Annotated in this window: 16 protein-coding genes and 1 pseudogene; 11 read left to right on the top strand and 6 right to left on the bottom strand. The window is 64.9% G+C overall.

Going from position 1 to position 18325, the window contains the following annotated elements; all coding sequences use genetic code 11:
- Positions 1 to 37 precede the first annotated feature (37 nt).
- Positions 38 to 1288: a kynureninase gene (gene kynU, locus GGI48_RS11100; RefSeq protein WP_179598308.1), complete on the top strand. Its 1251-nt coding sequence runs from the start codon at positions 38 to 40 to the stop codon at positions 1286 to 1288.
- A 110-nt stretch (positions 1289 to 1398) separates the two neighbouring features.
- A pseudogene (locus tag GGI48_RS11095) lies at positions 1399 to 2812 on the top strand (amino acid permease); the annotation flags it as partial.
- Positions 2813 to 2822: 10 nt separating this feature from the next.
- Here GGI48_RS11095 and GGI48_RS11090 read toward each other — a convergent pair.
- The 3 genes from GGI48_RS11090 to GGI48_RS11080 form a co-directional block, all read right to left on the bottom strand.
- Positions 2823 to 3194, bottom strand: a complete 372-nt coding sequence (locus tag GGI48_RS11090) for a MerR family DNA-binding protein (protein ID WP_179598306.1) — start codon at positions 3192 to 3194, stop codon at positions 2823 to 2825.
- 64 nt (positions 3195 to 3258) lie between these two features.
- Positions 3259 to 3834 carry an NAD(P)H-dependent oxidoreductase gene (locus tag GGI48_RS11085; RefSeq protein ID WP_179598304.1) on the bottom strand — a complete coding sequence of 192 codons (576 nt, stop codon included), beginning with the start codon at positions 3832 to 3834 and terminating at the stop codon, positions 3259 to 3261.
- Positions 3835 to 3890: 56 nt separating this feature from the next.
- Complete coding sequence (locus GGI48_RS11080) at positions 3891 to 4772, bottom strand: LysR substrate-binding domain-containing protein (protein WP_179598302.1); 882 nt, start codon at positions 4770 to 4772, stop codon at positions 3891 to 3893.
- 239 nt (positions 4773 to 5011) lie between these two features.
- On the opposite strand from GGI48_RS11080, the gene GGI48_RS11075 reads away from it, so the two are divergent.
- The gene (locus tag GGI48_RS11075) at positions 5012 to 5776 is read left to right on the top strand and encodes a sulfite exporter TauE/SafE family protein (protein WP_179598300.1); all 765 of its coding nucleotides are present in this window, start codon (positions 5012 to 5014) and stop codon (positions 5774 to 5776) included.
- Positions 5777 to 5785: 9 nt separating this feature from the next.
- On the opposite strand, the gene GGI48_RS11070 is transcribed toward GGI48_RS11075, so the two are convergent.
- Positions 5786 to 6100, bottom strand: a complete 315-nt coding sequence (locus GGI48_RS11070; protein ID WP_179598298.1) for a putative quinol monooxygenase — start codon at positions 6098 to 6100, stop codon at positions 5786 to 5788.
- A 203-nt stretch (positions 6101 to 6303) separates the two neighbouring features.
- Between GGI48_RS11070 and GGI48_RS11065 the strand changes: the two genes are divergently transcribed.
- The 8 genes from GGI48_RS11065 to GGI48_RS11030 all read left to right on the top strand — a co-directional run bounded on the left by GGI48_RS11065 (position 6304) and on the right by GGI48_RS11030 (position 15831).
- Positions 6304 to 6894 carry an NAD(P)H-dependent oxidoreductase gene (locus tag GGI48_RS11065; RefSeq protein ID WP_060837426.1) on the top strand — a complete coding sequence of 197 codons (591 nt, stop codon included), beginning with the start codon at positions 6304 to 6306 and terminating at the stop codon, positions 6892 to 6894.
- A gap of 74 nt (positions 6895 to 6968) precedes the next feature.
- The gene (locus tag GGI48_RS11060) at positions 6969 to 7880 is read left to right on the top strand and encodes a LysR family transcriptional regulator (RefSeq protein ID WP_179598296.1); all 912 of its coding nucleotides are present in this window, start codon (positions 6969 to 6971) and stop codon (positions 7878 to 7880) included.
- A gap of 246 nt (positions 7881 to 8126) precedes the next feature.
- Entirely contained in the window at positions 8127 to 9794 is a 1668-nt protein-coding gene (ggt, locus tag GGI48_RS11055; RefSeq protein ID WP_179598294.1) for a gamma-glutamyltransferase, read from the top strand.
- A gap of 212 nt (positions 9795 to 10006) precedes the next feature.
- Positions 10007 to 11452, top strand: coding sequence for a SulP family inorganic anion transporter (locus tag GGI48_RS11050; RefSeq protein WP_179598292.1), 1446 nt, complete (start codon positions 10007 to 10009; stop codon positions 11450 to 11452).
- 215 nt (positions 11453 to 11667) lie between these two features.
- Positions 11668 to 13017 (top strand): gluconate:H+ symporter, encoded by a 1350-nt coding sequence (locus GGI48_RS11045; RefSeq protein WP_103740536.1) that lies wholly within the window; start codon positions 11668 to 11670, stop codon positions 13015 to 13017.
- Entirely contained in the window at positions 13018 to 13878 is an 861-nt protein-coding gene (locus tag GGI48_RS11040) for a MurR/RpiR family transcriptional regulator (RefSeq protein WP_047301610.1), read from the top strand.
- 1 nt (position 13879) lies between these two features.
- A complete protein-coding gene (locus tag GGI48_RS11035) occupies positions 13880 to 15346 on the top strand; it encodes an N-acyl-D-amino-acid deacylase family protein (RefSeq protein WP_179598290.1) in 1467 nt (488 codons plus the stop codon).
- Between the two features lie 116 nt (positions 15347 to 15462).
- Entirely contained in the window at positions 15463 to 15831 is a 369-nt protein-coding gene (locus GGI48_RS11030; RefSeq protein WP_179598288.1) for a glyoxalase superfamily protein, read from the top strand.
- A gap of 6 nt (positions 15832 to 15837) precedes the next feature.
- Here GGI48_RS11030 and GGI48_RS11025 read toward each other — a convergent pair whose 3' ends face one another.
- Positions 15838 to 16866, bottom strand: a complete 1029-nt coding sequence (locus tag GGI48_RS11025; protein ID WP_179598285.1) for an AraC family transcriptional regulator — start codon at positions 16864 to 16866, stop codon at positions 15838 to 15840.
- A 697-nt stretch (positions 16867 to 17563) separates the two neighbouring features.
- Positions 17564 to 18268, bottom strand: coding sequence for a methyl-accepting chemotaxis protein (locus tag GGI48_RS31440; protein WP_372840377.1), 705 nt, complete (start codon positions 18266 to 18268; stop codon positions 17564 to 17566).
- Positions 18269 to 18325 lie beyond the last annotated feature (57 nt).

Raw genomic sequence — 18325 nt, 5'->3', positions numbered from 1 at the left:
CCAGGCGTACATGACCTTGACCAAGACAGGACTTCCAATGATCGATAAAAACCACTGCCTGCGTCTCGATGAACAGGACCCACTGGCGCCGCTGCGCCAACAGTTCGCCTTGCCCGAGGGGGTGATCTACCTCGATGGCAACTCCCTGGGTGCGCGCCCCGTGGCCGCCCTGGAACGGGCCCGGCAAGTGATCGAGCAGGAGTGGGGCGACGGCCTGATTCGCAGCTGGAACAGCGCCGGCTGGCGCGACCTGCCGCAGCGCCTGGGGGACCGCCTGGCCCCGCTGATCGGCGCCGGCAGCGGCGAAGTGGTGATCACCGACACCACCTCCATCAACCTGTTCAAGGTGCTCAGCGCGGCCTTGCGGGTGCAGGCCGAACGCGCCCCCGAGCGGCGGGTGATCGTTTCCGAAAGCAGCAACTTCCCTTCCGACCTGTACATCGCCGAGGGCCTGACCCAGATGCTTGAGCAGGGCTATTCCCTGCGCCTGGTGGACAGCCCGGACCAACTGCCGGCGGCGATCGACCAGGACACGGCGGTGGTGATGCTCACTCACGTCAACTACAAGACCGGCTACATGCACGACATGCAGGCCGTCACCTCGCTGATCCACGAAGCCGGCGCCCTGAGTATCTGGGACCTGGCCCACTCGGCCGGCGCGGTGCCGGTGGAGCTGACTCGCAGCGGCGCCGACTACGCCATCGGCTGCACCTACAAGTACCTCAATGGCGGCCCTGGTTCGCAAGCCTTCGCCTGGGTCGCACCAGCCCTGTGCAATCTGGTGACCCAGCCACTGTCCGGCTGGTTCGGCCATGCCCGGCAGTTCGACATGGCCACCCGCTACGAAGCCGCCAGCGGTATCGCGCGCTACCTGTGCGGCACCCAGCCGATCACCTCGCTGGCCATGGTCGAGTGCGGCCTGGAAGTCTTCGAACAGACCGACATGCAGAGCCTGCGGCGCAAGTCCCTGGCCCTCACCGACCTGTTCATCGAGCTGGTGGAGCAGCGCTGCGCCGGTCACGACCTGAAGCTGGTGACCCCGCGTGACCACGCCAAGCGCGGCAGCCACGTGAGCTTCGAACACCCCGAAGGCTACGCGGTGATCCAGGCCCTGATTGCCCGTGGCGTGATCGGCGATTATCGCGAACCGCGGATCATGCGTTTCGGCTTTACCCCGCTGTACACCCGCTTCAGCGAAGTCTGGGACGCGGTGCAGATTCTCGGTGAAATCCTTGATCAGAAAACCTGGGCCCAGGCGCAGTTCCAGGTGCGTCACAGCGTGACCTGAGACGCGCATCACCTCCTGGTTGCCGCCCTGTGCGGCGGCCAGGCCAGCGGCACAAGGACGGGCCGTCACAACGATTCATACGTGCACACAACAATAAAGAGGCACTCAAAGTGACCACCTCCAACAAGGGTTTCGAAGCGATTTCCAATCGCGAGCACGGCCTCAGGCGCCAGCTGACCGCTGGCCAGATGAGCATGATCGCCATCGGCGGGGCCATCGGCACCGGGCTGTTCATGGGCAGCGCCTATGCCATCGGCTATGCCGGCCCCAGCGTGCTGCTGAGCTACGCCATCGGCGCGCTGATCACCCTGATCCTCATGGGCTGCCTGGCGGAAATGACCGTGGCCCATTCCACCTCCGGTTCCTTCGGCGCCTATGCCGAGTTCTACGTCAGCCCGCTGGCCGGTTTCCTGGTGCGCTACGCCTATTGGGCGGCCATCGTCCTGGCGGTGGGCGCCGAAGTCACGGCCATCGCCATGTACATGAAGTACTGGTTCGCCAACGTTCCTGAATGGGTGTGGATCATCTCCTTCTCCAGCGTGCTGATCCTGCTCAACGCCATCAGCGTGAAGACCTTCGGCAACTTCGAATATTGGTTCTCCACCATCAAGATCGCCGCCATCGTCGGCTTCATCATCCTTGCGGTGTACGTGGTGTTCGGCTCCGGCAACCCGGATTACGGGCTGCACAACTACAGCGCCCACGGCGGCTTCTTCCCCAATGGCTTCGAAGGCATGTGGATCGCGGTGATCGTGTCGATCTTCAGTTACCTGAGCGTGGAAATGATCGCGGTGGCGGCGGGGGAGGCCAAGGACCCGCAGCGCGCGGTGAAGCAGGCGTTTCGCGCGACCATCGTGCGCCTGGTGGTGTTCTACCTGCTGACCCTGGCGCTGATGCTGGCCATCGTGCCCTGGGTCCAGGCCGGCAAGGCCCAGAGCCCGTTCGTCACGGTGATGCAGACCATCGGCATTCCCGGGGCCACCGGGGTGATGAACTTCGTGATCCTGATCGCCGCGCTGTCGGCGATGAACAGCCAGCTCTACATCACCACGCGGATGATGTTCAGCCTGTCCCGCGCCGGTTACGCACCCAAGTCCATGGGCGCCCTGAGCAAGAGCGGGATTCCGCTCAATGCCCTGCTGCTGTCCAGCTCCGGCATCGCCCTGGCGACCCTGGTCAACGTGCTGTACCCGGAAAGCTCGTTCACCCTGATGATGGCGATCTCGATGTTCGGCGCGATCTTCACCTGGTTCATGATCTTCCTCACCCACTACTGCTTCCGCCGCTATCACCAGCGCCACGGCGAGCAGCAGCTGTCGTTCCGCATGCGCCTGTTTCCCTACAGCACCCTGCTGGGGCTGGTGCTGATGGGGGCGGTGATGATCACCACCTTCTTCACCGAGGCGTTCAAGATGACCCTGGTGTTCGGCGTGCCCTTCCTGCTGTTGCTGACTCTGGTCTACTACCTGTGCTTCCGTAAGCCGAGGACGGTGGCCGGGTTGTCCGAGGTCTGAGGCCGTGCCCCCGGGTCGCCCTAGAGGCTGTCCAGGGGGCATTCCTCGCGGGCCTGTTGCAGGCGGGTTTCGAAGACTTCGAGCCGGCCCTGCAACTGCTGCAAATCATCGATCTGCTGTTGCAGCTCGCGCCTCTTTTGCGCCAGGGCAGCCTGCGCGAGATCCCAGGGAAAGGCCTGGCCCTGGTGCGTGGCGAACACCTGCTGCAATTCCTTGAGCTTGAAACCCAACTGCTGCGCGCACTTGATGAACATCAGCTGCTCGACGCTTTGCGCGTCATACAGGCGGTAGCGCCCCTGGCGTGGCGCTTCGGGCAACAGGCCGATGGCTTCGTAGTGACGGATGCTCTTGACCGTGGTTCCGGACAGTTGCGCGGCTTGGCCGATGTACATGAAGGCTCCTTTTCCAGTACCGGGCCGTCGGGCGGTGGACGGCGTTGCGCATTATCCGGCGCTTTCACTGCCTGGCAAGGTACTGCGCCTGCAGTAGCCAATCGGCCTTGCGTTCTTCGCTGGCGTCCAGCACTGGGCCAAAGGTCAGGGTGCGCAACGGCTTGATGCCGCAGAAGGCCAGGGTGGTGCGGCGCATCTGCTGCAAGCCGGGCATGCGGTAGAACCAGCGGAAATACCAGGGCGGGGTGTCCATGGTCACCATCAGGTGGGCGGTGCGGCCCTTGAGCAGTTGCTCGGGAAAGGCCTTGCCGGGGCGGTACTTGAAGGCGAAGCCCGGCAGCAGCACACGGTCGAGAAAACCCTTCATCAGCGCCGGAATCCCGCCCCACCAGATGGGGAAGACCCAGGTCAGGTGCTCGGCCCAGAGGATGTCGGCCTGGGCTTGGCGCAGGTCTTCTTCCAGGGGCTGGATCTGCCGGTAGCCTTCGCGCAGCACCGGATCGAAGCGCAGGTCGCCGAGCCTGAGCTGGCGCACCTCATGCCCGGCCTCCTGCGCCGCCTTTACGTAGCGCTCGCTCAATGCCGCGCACAGGCTGTTGTGCGAGGGGTGGCCGAGAATCACCAGGATGCGTTTGCTCATTGCCGTGGTCCTTGAGGAATAAACCCCAAGGCTAAAGTCTGCCCCTAAGGGGAGAGTCAAGGCGGCAGCAGTGCCGCGCACAAACCTTGGGCATACAGCGGCAGCGTTGCGAAGTCACGGGCGCACAACAGCAACCGGCGCCGGGCCCAGGCTTCGCTCAGCGGGCGGGACTGCAACGGCAGGTGACGGTTGCGCTGCAGGGCGGCCAGGGGCACCAGCGCCAGCCCGGCGCCACGGGCGACCATGCGCAGCAGGGCGTCGAAGCCTTCGGCGCGGATGCGCAATTGCATGCGTCGTCCCAGGTGCAGGGCCTGTTCCTCCAGATACACCGCCAGGGCGCTATGGCTGGCCAGGCCAACGTAGTCGTGGGCCAGGGTGTCGTTGAAGCTGGGGTTGGGCTGCAGGCTCAGCGGGTGATCCTGGGGCATCACCAGGACCAGCGGATCATCACGGAAAGGCCGGGTCATCAGGCCCTGTGTGTCGACCGCGTCGGAGACGATCCCCAGGTCCGCCGCGCCCTGGCGCAGGGCGTGGGTGATGCGCTGGCTGGGCAGTTCCTGCAACTCGATATCGACCTGCGGATGGCTGTGCAGGAAGTCCGCCAGCAGCTCCGGCAGGTACTCGCTGAGGGCCGTGGTGTTGCACAACAGGCGCACCTGGCCCTTGATTCCCTTGGCGTATTCGGCGAGGTCCTGTTGCAGGTGTTCGGCGTACAGCAACAGCGTCCGGGCATGTTGGGCCAGGGCTTTGCCCGCGGCCGTCGGGCGGATGCCGCGGCGCCCGCGTTCGAGGAACTCGATGCCCAGCGAGGCCTCCATGGCGCGGATCCGAGCGCTGGCGGCGGCCAGGGACAAGTGGCTGCGAGCGGCGCCGGCGGTGATATTGCCGGCTTCCAGAATATTCAGGTACAGGCGCAGGTCGATCAGATCGAAGTGCATGGGGCATCCCTCGGCGAACGGGGTCTCCTGCGGAGGCCGTGCAGATGTTTTTGTAGGAGCCGGCTTGCCGGCGAAGCGGCCTCAGGATTTTGCATCGGGCCTGAGCGCGCCTTCGCTGGCAAGCCAGCGCCTACGGCGGTGGCGGGCAATAGGTTTTTGCATGTGCCTATTGCCTGGCAAGAGGCTGGCTCAGTATATGGCAGATTTTCAGCACGGCGGGCAGGGCGCAGGATAGGCCCATGAACAGCTCTCTCGCGTTTTACCAGAATCTCGGAATGACCCTTTCGTTGCTGGTCATCGGCACATTCCTGCTGGCCGGCATGGTCAAGGGGGTGATCGGCCTCGGCCTGCCCACCATCGCCATGGGGCTGCTGGGGCTGGCTATGGCTCCGGCGCAGGCAGCGGCTTTGCTGATCATTCCGGCGACCCTGACCAATCTCTGGCAACTGGCCTTTGGCGGGCACCTGCCGGCCTTGCTCAAGCGCCTGTGGCCGATGTTGCTGGCGATCTTCGTCGGCACGGCCGCCGGTTCATTGTGGCTGGGCATCGAGGGCGGGCATTGGGTGGTGCGGGGGTTGGGCGCGGCGTTGCTGCTGTATGCCCTGAGCGGCCTGCTGTTGCCGACCCTGCGCGTGTCGCCGGCCCAGGAGCGTTGGTTGGCGCCGCTGTGCGGGCTGGTCACCGGGGTCATCACTTCGGCCACCGGGGTGTTCGTGATCCCGGCGGTGCCTTATCTGCAGGCCCTGGGCTTGAACAGGGATCAGTTGGTGCAGGCCCTGGGCCTGTCGTTCACCGTGTCGACCCTGGCCCTGGCCGCCGGCCTGCTGTGGCGCGGCGCCCTGGGTGGCGCCGAGCTGGGGGCTTCCTTGCTGACCCTGGCCCCGGCGCTGTTGGGCCTGTGGCTGGGGCAATGGTTGCGCCAGCGCATCAGCGCCTTGCTGTTCAAGCGGGCGTTCTTTATCGGCCTGGGGCTGTTGGGCGGGCACCTGCTGATCAGCGGCTAGACCTTTTGCTCAGCGGCCAGCCGCGGCCGGGCTGAGCATGTCGATGGCGCGGATCTCGAAGTCGCGCTCCAGGTAGTCCATGCGCGCGTCGAGAAACTGCCGCATGTGCGGCAGGCCGGAGTGGATATCCAGCGCCTCTTGAGAGGCCCAGACCTCATAGAAGATGAACAGGCTCGGGTCTTCCCGGTCCCGCAGCATGTGGTATTCGATGCAGCCGGCTTCGGCGCGGCTGGCGGCGACATGGCTCAGGAAGAACGCCTGGAAGGCGTCGGCGCGCTCGGGACGGGTCTTGGCGTGAAGGATAAAGGCCTGGGGCGTGGACATGCGCAAAACACTCATTGACGGGGACGGTGCTGAAAATCCTAAGGCAAAGATCGGCTGTCGATTCGTGCGTTTTAGTCAAATGTATTTTGAGCAACCCGGGCTTATTCTCCGGCCCCGGCCTGATTAACCTGCCGCCATCGTTTGCAACCTGCACAGCCCGCCGCTGCCGATGCGCGATGGGTTGTCCCCGATGAGGCCGGATCATGAAAAAAGTACTGCTGCTCAATGGCGCCAAACAGTTCGCCCACTCCGATGGCCGCTACAACGCCACCCTGCACGACACCGCCCTGGCGGTGCTGGATCGTGGTGGCCTGGAGGTCAAGGTCACCCATATCGACGAGGGGTATGACATCCAGGAAGAAGTGGCGAAGTTTCTCTGGGCCGACGTGATCATCTACCAGATGCCCGGCTGGTGGATGGGCGCGCCGTGGATCGTCAAGAAGTACATCGACGAAGTCTTCACCGAAGGCCATGGCAGCCTCTACGCCAGCGATGGCCGGACCCGTTCCGACGCCTCGCAGAAATACGGCAGCGGCGGCCTGATCCAGGGCAAGCAATACATGCTGTCGCTGACCTGGAACGCGCCGCAGCAGGCCTTTGACGACCCGACCGACTTCTTCGAAGCCAAGGGCGTGGACGCGGTGTACTTCCCGTTCCATAAGGCCAACCAGTTCCTCGGCATGAGCGGTTTGCCGACCTTCCTCTGTGTCGACGTGATGAAGCGCCCGAACATCGAAGGCGATGTGCAGCGTTATGCGCAGCACCTCAAGGCGGTGTTCAATCTCCAGGGCTGAATCCGGCTACTATTGAGCGCCTTGAGGCCGGCCTCTGGTTTTGCGGGGGCCACCACCGCTGATAAAGGACTCCCGTGAAAGCCCGATCCGACGAGTTGCAAGTGTTCGTCTGCGTCATCGAGTGTGGTTCGATTTCCGCCGCCGCCGAGCAATTGGCCCAGACCCCTTCTGCCGTCAGCCGCACCTTGTCGCGGCTGGAGGCCAAGCTCGACACTACGCTGATCAACCGCACCACGCGGCGCATGGACCTGACCGAGGAAGGGCGCTACTTCTTCGAGCAGGCCAAGCTGATTCTCGACCAGATGGACGAGCTCGAAGAGCGCCTGTCCTCGCGCCAGCGCACCCCGTCCGGGCGTTTGCGGATCAACGCAGCATCGCCTTTCATGCTGCACGCCATCGTTCCCCATGTGGCCGAGTTCCGTCGCCTGTACCCGGACATCCAGCTGGAACTCAACAGCAACGATTTGATCATCGACCTGCTGGAGCAAAGCACCGACATCGCCATCCGCATCGGCGTGCTGGCAGACTCGACCCTGCATGCCCGCTCCCTGGGCTGCAGCCCGCTGCACATTCTGGCCAGCCCCGACTACCTGGCCCGCCACGGCACCCCGCAGAGCGTGGCCGATCTGGCCGATCACACCTTGCTCGGCTTCACCCAGACCGAAACCCTCAACCATTGGCCGCTGCGCCATGTGCACGGCGACCGCTGGCAGATCCAGCCGGGCATCAGCGCCTCCAGCGGCGAGACCCTGCGCCACCTGGCGCTGGAGGGCCAGGGGATTGCCTGCCTGTCGCATTTCATGACCGTCGACGACATCCGCGCCGGGCGCCTGCAACCGGTACTGGCCTCGTTCAACAGCGGCTATCGCCAGCCGATCAACGCGGTGTACTACCGCAACTCGCAACTGGCCCTGCGCATCCAGTGCTTCCTGGATTTCATCCAGGGCAAGCTGGCCGATTACGCCCACCCCGAGTTCCAGGGCTGAAGGCCCCGCGCCGATGCCCCGGTTGCATCGGCTCCGCCTGGCAACCTATCCCTTGTAGGAGCCGGCTTGCCGGCGAAGGGGCCCCCAGGTTTTGCACAAGTCTTGAAATCGCCTTCGCTGGCAAGCCAGCTCCTACGGTCATTTATGTCTGTGGGTTGGTACGGGCGTACTGCAATTGACGATTGCTCAAACCGCGATCCCGGGCCTATGTTCTTGCCGTTCGATAACAAGAAAAGGAAGGACCTTATGCGCATTCTGTTGTTCAAGACCCTGGCCCTGACGGCCGCCATCGCCGCCAGCAGTTCGGCCTTGGCCGTGACCCTGGAAGGCGGCGCGGTGGCCGCGCCCAACCAGTACGGCGCCGATGTCGCGGCGCAAATCCTGAAGAAAGGCGGCAACGCCGTGGACGCCGCGGTGGCCACCGCGTTCACCCTGGCGGTGACCTACCCCGAGGCCGGCAATATCGGCGGCGGCGGGTTCATGACGATGTACATCGACGGCAAGCCGTACTTCCTCGACTACCGGGAAACCGCGCCCAAGGCCGCGACCCGGGACATGTACCTGAATGAAAAGGGCGAGGTGATCGAGAACCTGAGCCTGGTGGGCGCCCGCGCCGCCGGGGTGCCGGGCACGGTGATGGGCCTGTGGGAGGCGCACCAGAAGTTCGGCAAGTTGCCCTGGAGCGAGCTGATCACCCCGGCCGTGGGTTATGCCAAGAACGGCTTCAAGGTGGCCGACAAGCAGTACCAGTACCGCGAGGATGCGTTGAAGCTGTTCAACGGCAGCACCAACTTCGGCGACTACTTCGGCAGCATGAAACCCGGCGAGACCTTCCGCCAGCTGGAGCTGGCCGCGACCCTGGAACGCATCGCCGACCAGGGCGCCAAGGAGTTCTACAGCGGCAAGACCGCCGACTTGCTGGTGGCGCAGATGCAGGCCGACAAGGGCCTGATCACCAAGCAGGACCTGCAGGACTACAAGGTCCAGTGGCGCCAGCCGCTGCAAGTGACCTTCCGTGGCAACACCCTGTACACCGCGCCGCCACCCAGCTCCGGCGGGGTGGCTCTGGCGCAGCTGATCAGCATCAAGGAAGAACGCGCGGCGGACTTCAAGGGCGTCGAACTGAACTCGGCCAAGTACATTCACCTGCTGGCGGAAATCGAAAAACGCGTGTTCGCCGACCGCGCCGACTACCTGGGCGATCCGGCGTTCTCCGAGGTGCCGGTCAAGCAGCTGACCGACCCGGCCTATCTGAAAAAGCGCGCCGCCGAGGTCAACCCGAATGCCATCTCGGCCACCGAGAAGGTGCGTCCCGGGCTTGAGCGGCACCAGACCACCCACTTCTCCATCGTCGATGCCCAGGGCAACGCGGTGAGCAACACCTACACCCTGAACTGGGATTACGGCAGTGGCGTGGTGGTCAAGGGCGCGGGCTTCCTGCTCAACGATGAGATGGATGACTTCAGTGCCAAACCCGGCGTGGCCAACGCCTTCGGCGTGGTGGGTGGCGATGCCAACGCCATCGCCCCGGGCAAGCGCATGCTGTCGTCCATGAGCCCGAGCCTGGTGACCCGCGATGGCAAGGTCACCCTGGTGCTGGGCACCCCCGGTGGTTCGCGGATTTTCACCTCGATCTTCCAGGTGCTGAACAACCTCTATGACTACCACCTGCCTCTGGAAAAGGCCGTGGCCGCGCAGCGCGTGCATCACCAGTTGCTGCCCAAGGACACGATCTACTACGACGCCTATGCGCCGCTCACCGGCAAGGTCGCCGACGAGCTCAAAGCCATGGGCTACACCCTGGAAGACCAGGGCTGGGAGATGGGCGATATCCAGGCGATCCGGGTCAATGGCACCGCGCTTGAAACCGCTTCCGACCCCCGTGGCCGTGGTGTCGGCAAGGTCGTCAAATAACCGCAGCCCCCGGTAGGAGCCGGCTTGCCGGCGAAGAGGCCTCCGGGTCTTGCGCCAGCCGCGAAGGCGCCTTCGCTGGCAAGCCAGCTCCTACATTCGTTGTGCAGGCGCCGACGGCCGGCTGGTCGGCGGCGCCTCGATTCCGTAACATTCCCCGCCTTCTTTCCGCTCTTCCCAGGGCCGCGCCTGCCGGTCCGTCTATCAGGTCAATCATGAAAGCAAAACGTCTGCGCGCCGATGTCCTGGCCGGACTCACTACCTCCTTTGCCTTGCTCCCCGAATGCATCGCCTTCGCCCTGGTGGCCCATCTCAACCCGTTGATGGGCCTGTACGGCGCCTTCTTCATCTGCACCCTGACCGCGCTGTTCGGCGGGCGGCCGGGCATGGTTTCCGGCGCGGCCGGCTCCATGGCGGTGGTGATCGTCGCCCTGGTGGTGCAGCACGGCGTGCAGTACCTGCTGGCCACAGTGCTGCTGGGCGGGCTGGTCATGGTGGTGTTTGGCCTGCTGCGCCTGGGCAAGCTGGTGCGCATGGTGCCGTACCCGGTGATGCTGGGCTTCGTCAACGGCCTGGCGATCGTCATCGCCCTGGCTCAGCTGGAGCATTTCAAGAGCGGCGAACACTGGCTCAGCGGCCAGCCGCTGTACCTGATGGCCGGCCTGGTGGCGCTGACCATGGCCATCGTCTATCTGCTGCCGCGCCTGACCCGCGCGGTGCCGCCGGCGCTGGTGGCGATCCTCGGCGTCGGTTTGCTGGTGTACCTGCTGGACCTGCCGACCCGCACCCTGGGCGACATGGCCCACATCGCCGGCGGCCTGCCGCGCCTGGCCTTGCCCCAGGTGCCGTGGAGCCTGGAGACGCTTTCGATCGTCACGCCCTACGCGCTGCTGATGGCCATGGTCGGCCTGCTGGAAACCCTGCTGACCCTCAACCTCACCGATGAAATCACCGAGAGCCGCGGCCATCCGGACCGTGAATGCGTGGCCCTGGGGGCGGCCAACATGGTGTCGGGGATGTTCGGCGGCATGGGCGGCTGCGCAATGATCGGGCAGACCGTGATCAACCTCAGTTCCGGCGGTCGCGGGCGCTTGTCCGGGGTGGTGGCCGGCGGGCTGATCCTGCTGTTCGTGCTGTTTCTTTCACCGCTGATCGAGCGCATTCCCCTGGCGGCGCTGGTGGGGGTGATGTTCGTGGTGTCACAGCAGACCTTTGCCTGGGCCTCGTTGCGGGTGATCCGCAAGGTGCCGCTCAACGACGTGCTGGTGATCTTCGCGGTGAGCGTGATCACGGTGTTCACCGACCTGGCCATGGCGGTGTTCTGCGGCATTGTGATCGCGGCGCTGAACTTTGCCTGGCAGCAGGCCCGCGAGCTGTACGCCGATGCTCACCTGGAGGCCGATGGCAGCAAGCGCTATCAGCTGCATGGCACCTTGTTCTTCGCCTCCACCACGCCGTTTCTCAACCAGTTCGACCCGGCGGGCGATCCGCAGCAGGTGACCATCGACTGTCGTCACCTGAGCTTTGTCGACTACTCGGCCATCGCCGCGCTGAAGACCTTGCGCGAACGTTATGCCAAGGCCGGCAAGCAGTTGCGGGTGCTGCACCTGTCGGAGCGGTGCAAGACGCTACTGAAACGAGCCCGGGTGCAACACGACTGAGGCCAGTGGGCGAGCGCCAACGCTCGCCCGTTTTTCAGTGAGCAGGGATGAAAATACCCACTACCGATTTTCATCGCTCGCGCTTTTGCTTAGCTGTTCACGACAAAGCCTGTCTCTTTACGAAAATGAGTTTCACTGGGTTTGAAACCCGCCTCCTTAAGTGATTAAAGCGTTTCACAACCATTCGAAGTGACGCTGTCTTCAAGGAGGGTCCCATGGCTCCCGCATCGGGTTTTTGGCTGCTGGGCTACGCCGCAGTCGCCATCATTGCGTTGATCGTGTTGATCGCCCGCTACCGGCTCAACCCCTTTATTGTCATCACCCTGGTGTCCATCGGCCTGGCGCTGATGGCCGGCATGCCGCCGTCCGGCGTGGTGGGCGCTTATGAAGCCGGGGTCGGCAAGACTCTGGGCCACATCGCCCTGGTGGTGGCCCTGGGCACCATGCTCGGCAAGTTGATGGCCGAATCCGGCGGCGCCGAACAGGTGGCGCGGACCCTGATCGATCGTTTCGGCGAGCGCAACGCGCACTGGGCCATGGTGTGCATTGCCTTCCTGGTGGGCCTGCCGTTGTTTTTCGAAGTGGGCTTTGTGTTGCTTATCCCCATCGCCTTCACCGTGGCCCGCCGAGTCGGGGTTTCGTTGCTGATGGTGGGCCTGCCCATGGTCGCCGGGCTGTCGGTGGTCCACGCCCTGGTGCCGCCGCACCCGGGAGCGATGCTGGCGGTGCAGGCCTATCAGGCGTCGGTGGGGCAGACCCTGCTGTACGCGATCCTGATCGGCGTGCCCACGGCCATCCTCGCCGGTCCGGTGTATGCCCGGTTTATCGTGCCGCACATCCACCTGCCAGCGGAGAACCCCCTGGAGCGTCAGTTCATCGCCCGCGAGCCTCGCCCGCGCCTGCCGAGTTTCCGCCTGACCATGGCGACCATTCTGTTGCCGGTGGTGCTGATGCTGATCGGCGGCTGGGCCAACCTGCTGGCCGAGCCGGGCACCGGGCTCAATCAGTTCCTGCTGTTTATCGGCAACTCGGTGATCGCCCTGCTGGTGGCGACCCTGGTGAGTTTCTGGACCCTGGGGCTGGCCCAGGGCATCAATCGCGAATCGATCCTCAAGTTCACCAACGAATGCCTGGCGCCCACGGCCAGCATCACCCTGCTGGTGGGGGCCGGCGGCGGCCTCAATCGGATTCTGATCGACTCCGGGGTCACCGAGCAGATCGTCGGCCTGGCCCATGAATTCCAGCTGTCGCCGCTGTGGATGGGCTGGCTGTTCGCGGTGCTGATGCGGGTCGCCACCGGTTCCGCCACCGTGGCCCTGACCACCGCGTCGGGGGTGGTGGCGCCGGTGGCCGTCGGCCTGGGCTACCCGCACCCGGAATTGCTGGTGATCGCCACCGGCGCCGGCTCGGTGATTCTGTCCCACGTCAACGACGGTGGCTTCTGGCTGGTGAAGGAATACTTCAATATGACCGTCACTCAAACCTTCAAGACCTGGACCGTGCTGGAGACGCTGATTTCGCTGATCGCCTTCGGCCTGACCCTGGGCCTCGCGGAGCTGCTGTAGATGGACATTCTTTACAAGATCCGTGCGGGGCTGAACGACTTCAGCGCCGGGGAGCGACGGATCGCCCGTCTGCTGCTGGACGACGTCGGCTTTGGCGCCTCCGCCAGCCTCGACGAGCTGGCCCAACGCGCCGAAGTCAGCGCCGCCACCCTGTCGCGGTTTGCCCGCAGCGTCGGTTGCCGCGACCTGCGCCAACTGCGCCTGCAACTGGCTCAGGCCAGCGGCGTTGGCAGTCGCTTTCTCGACCCGGGCAGTACGCCGGAACAGTCCGGTTTCTACCGGCAGATCGTCGGTGACATCGAGTCGGTGCTGCATCGGCACCTGGCCGGTTTCACCCAGGCGCAGTTCGCCGACGCGGTGCGCCTGCTGGGGCGGGCGCGGATGATTCACGCCTTCGGCAGCGGCGGCTGCTCGACCCTGTGCAGTGATGAACTGCAGGTGCGCCTGGTGCGCCTGGGCTACCCCATCGCCGCTTGTCACGACCCGGTGATGATGCGGGTCACCGCCGCCGCCCTGGGGCCACAAAACGCGGTGATCGCCTGTTCCCTGACCGGCATCACCCCCGAGTTGCTGGAGGCGGTGACCCTGGCGCGCACCTACGGCGCGAGCATCCTGGCCATCACCTTGCCCGACTCGCCCCTGGCGCAACTGGCGGATGTGCTGCTGCCCCTGCACAGCGCCGAAACCCCGTTCATCTATAAACCCACCGCCGCCCGCTACGGCATGCTGCTGGCCATCGACGTGCTGGCCACCGAGCTGGCCCTGGCCCAGCCGGACGACAACCAGGAACGCCTGCGGCGGATCAAACTGGCCCTGGACCATTACCGTGGCGGCGAAGACTGCCTGCCCCTGGGAGACTGACATGCGCTACGACACGCTGATCCGCAACGCCCTGATCATCGACGGCAGCGACCGCCCGGGTTACCCCGCCGACCTGGCGATCCTCGACGGCCGCATCGCCTGTGTGGGCGATCTGTCCACGGCCACGGCCGAGGTCGATATCGATGCCGCCGGGCGCGTGCTGGCCCCGGGTTTCATCGACGTGCACACCCACGACGACACGGTGGTGATTCGCCAGCCGCAGATGCTGCCCAAACTCAGCCAGGGGGTGACCACGGTGATCGTCGGTAACTGCGGGATCAGCGCCGCGCCGGTGAGCCTCAAGGGTGACCCGCCGGATCCGATGAACCTGCTGGGCGAGCGCGGCATGTTTGTCTATCCGCGTTTTCGCGATTACCGCGCGGCGGTGGATGAGGCGCGTCCGGCGGTGAACGTCGCGGCCCTGGTGGGGCACACGGCGCTGCGCAGCAATCAGCTTGCGGACCTTTATCGCACCGCCAGCGCCGCCGAGATCTCGGCCATGCGCGAGCAACTGCGCGACAGCCTGGAAGACGGCGCCCTCGGCCTGTCCAGCGGGCTGGCCTACGCCAGCGCGTTTTGCGCCGACACCGATGAAGTGCTGCAACTGGCCCAGGAACTGACGGCCTTCGGCGCGGTGTACACCACCCACCTGCGCAGCGAGTTCGAGCCGGTGCTGGAGGCCATGGACGAGGCCTTCCGGATCGGTCGCGCGGCCCGGGCGCCGGTGATCGTCTCCCACCTCAAATGCGCCGGGGCCGGCAACTGGGGGCGCAGCCCGCAACTGCTGGCGGCTCTGGAGCAGGCGGCCCAGGACCACCCGGTGGGCTGCGACTGCTACCCCTACGCCGCCAGCTCCTCGACCCTGGACCTCAAGCAGGTCACCGATGCCTATCCCATCACCATCACCTGGTCGACGCCGCACCCGGAGCAGGGCGGGCGTGATCTGGGCGCAATCGCCAGCGAGTGGGGCGTCAGCCTGCTGGCCGCCGCCGAGCGCCTGCAACCGGCGGGGGCGGTGTACTACGGCATGGATGAAAGCGATGTGCGGCGCATCCTCGCCCATCCGTTGTCGATGATCGGCTCCGATGGCCTGCCGGAAGACCCGTTTCCCCATCCGCGTCTGTGGGGCGCCTTTCCCCGGGTGCTGGGCCACTTCAGCCGCGACTTGGGCCTGTTCCCGCTGCACACCGCGGTGCACAAGATGACCGGGCTTTCCGCCGCGCGTTTCGGCCTGCAGCAGCGCGGCGAGATCCGCGCAGGGCATTGGGCCGATCTGGTGCTGTTCGACCCGGCGCGAGTGCGCGACGTCGCCGATTTCAAGCACCCGCAGCAAGCGGCGCAAGGGATCGATGGAGTGTGGGTCAATGGGGTGCGCAGCTACACCGATGGCCAGGCCAACGGTCAACGCTCGGGACGTTTCTTACCGCGAGAGGGGGATTTGCGCCGTGGCTTCACATCCGCAGTCTGATTCTTTGACCTTCGTCACAGTGATGGCGCAGTGCCATTAAAGAATCCCCGGGTGGCGCCGAAGTGCTGGGAATCACCGTCGGTACAGGCGGCTTATTTCGGTCAGGGAGTCGTGCAATGAGCTTTGGCAAAACCACCCCCATCCTGCGGATCTTCGATGAAGCCAAGGCCCGGGAGTTTTACCTCGACTTCCTGGGGTTCAACCTGGATTGGCAGCATCGTTTCGAGAATGACTTTCCGTTGTACATGCAGGTGTCCCGGGGCGAATGCGTGCTGCACCTGTCCGAGCATCACGGCGATTGCACCCCGGGCGCGGCGCTGCGCATCGAAACCGACGAGCTGGAAGCCTTCCAGCAGCAATTGCTGGCCAAGGACTATCGGTTTTCCCATCCGCAGATCCAGGCCATGCCCTGGGGCAGCCAGGACATGACCATCAGCGATCCGTTCGGCAATCGGCTGGTGTTCACCAACGCCATCAGCGTCTGAGCGGGCTCAGGCCTTGCCGGCGCCCAGCGTGGCCTGACGAAACTGCCCCGGGGTCAGCCCGGTGCGGTTCTTGAAGCTGCGGTGAAAGGAACGGGATTCGCTGTAGCCCAGGCAATCGGCGATGTCCTGGATCGACAGGGCGCTGTGGCGCAGGTGGTGCTCGGCCAACTCCTGGCGCAGGTCATCGAGAATCTGTTGGTAGGAGGTGCCGGCCTGTTGCAGCTGGCGCTGCAGGGTGCGTTCCGACATCTGCAACTGCTCCGCCACCTGCTCCTTGCGCGGCAGGCCGTCCTTGAGCAACTGGCGCAATACGTTCTGCACCTGCAACGCCAGGGGCGCATCGCCCAGTGATGCCATCATCGCCTGGGCATGTTCTTCCAGGGTCTTGAGCAGGCGCGCGTCGGCCTGGCGCAGGGGCAATTGCAGATAGCCCAGTGGCGCCAGCAGCGCCGAGCAGGGTTGCTGGAACAGCACCGGGCAGCCGAACAACGCCTCGTACTGCGCCGCCTCGGCGGGTTCCGGCAGGGCGTGCTCGAACCACACCGCGCTGGGCGACAACTGCGAATCGGCGATCCAGCGCGCATACAACAGCCAGGAGGCCAGGACGTTTTCCACCAGATGCCGGCGAATCTCCGGGCGCTGATGGCGACAACTCCAGATCAGCCGCACCTGATCGCCGGCCACCTCGGCACGACTGGTGCCCATGTCCCCCACCAGTTTTTCGAACGGCATGATGCGGCCCATGGCCTCGCCCAGGGTCGCGCAATTCATGGTGATGTAGCCCAGCACATTCCACGAGCTGGGTTTGACGAAGCGCGCCGAATTGAGCCCGAACAGCGGATCGCCCGAGTGCTGGCAGAAATAGTCCAGCAGTCGCTCATGCACCTCCAGCGGCAGGCGCAGGCTGGTGTCGTTCAATTGCGCGGTGCTAAGCCCGGCCGCCGCCAGCGCCGGCTCGGTGGCAATACCCAATTGCTCCGCATAGAGCAGGTATTTCAGCAGGGGCGGGACCGAAGTAAAACCGAGGCTGGGCATCGAGGTATTCCTGGTGACAGATCCTTCGGACAGCAGGACGAAGACCGGAAAAGGTAAGGGCAAACCCCAAGTCCTGTAAATGGCCTGCGCCCGCGCTTCTTGCGCGCTTCTTGTAGCCGCTGCCGCAGGCTGCGACCGGCCCCGAAGGGGACGCTGCTCTTGAGGGCCTCGGAAGGCCCTGCGGGCCTTGTCGCAGCCTGCGGCAGCGGCTACAGGGGATGCGATAAAGTTTGCCTCTGATGGCGGATTTTCGCTTTGATTTGTAGGGCGTTTCCGCGAGAGTCCCCTCGTTACATTTCGACTGTTTGCATGGCTTGTGCCTATGAAATGTCCAGGGCTAGTCTTCGGCCGTCGCTGACTTTCGACAGGCCTTAATCTGTCGACGTGTTATGGCGGTGCTGCGCAGGGCACCTTGTGTGCGCTGGGTTTCCTGGAGTCCCGGTCTACCAACCTGCGTATAGCCGCCACCTTGATCGTTTGGTAGCGACGCGTGGCGGTTCAAGTTCGATTCATTCGGTGGAGATGGCGCGGGCGGTGATGGATGCGCTGCTCGACGGTGCCGAACAACCCTCTGTAGCCGCTGCCGCAGGCTGCGATCGGCCCCGAAGGGGACGCCGCTCTTGAGGGCCTAGGAAGGCCCTTCGGTCCTTGTCACAGCTTGCGGCAGCGGCGACAGGACCGAAGGGCGCGCTGCAAATCAGACGCGGAAGTGGCTGACCATCATCTGCAACTGGCCGCCCAGGCGCGCCAGTTCAACACTGGAGGCAGCGGTTTCATCGCTGGCGGCGGCGGTCTGTTCGGAGACGTCGCGCACGTTGATGATGCTGCGGCTGATCTCTTCGGCCACGGCGCTCTGTTGTTCGGCAGCGGCGGCGATCTGCTGGTTCATCGATTGGATGTTGGACACGGTGCGGGTGATGCTTTCCAGCGAGGCACCGGCCTTGCGGGTCAGTTCGACGCTGCTGTCGGTCAGGCTGCGGCTGTTGTTCATCACCGTGGCCACTTGCTGGGTGCCGTTCTGCAGGCCGGCCACCAGTTCTTCGATCTCTTCGGTGGACTTTTGGGTGCGCTGGGCCAGGGCCCGCACTTCGTCGGCGACCACGGCGAAACCACGGCCGGCTTCACCGGCGCGGGCGGCTTCGATGGCGGCGTTCAGTGCCAGCAGGTTGGTCTGTTCGGCCACCGCCTTGATCACGTCCATGACGCTGCCGATCTTGTCGCTTTCCTGTTGCAGCACGGTCATGGCGTCGGTGGAACGCACCACTTCACTGGCCAGGCGCTCGATCTGCTCGATGGCCTGGGCCACTACCTTGTCGCCCTGGCGGGCTTCGCCGTCAGCGGCGGCCGCGGCCTGGGAGGCTTGTTCGGCGTTGCGCGCGACTTCCTGCACGGTGGCGGTCATCTCGTGCATGGCGGTGGCCACCTGGTCGGTCTCGACTTTCTGGCTGTTGACCCCGGC

It is taken from the genome of Pseudomonas protegens, from assembly GCF_013407925.2.
Lineage (GTDB): Bacteria > Pseudomonadota > Gammaproteobacteria > Pseudomonadales > Pseudomonadaceae > Aquipseudomonas > Aquipseudomonas fluorescens_AP.
Note: the sequence above shows the minus strand (reverse complement) of the source record. Positions and strands in the feature narration are given on the sequence as shown.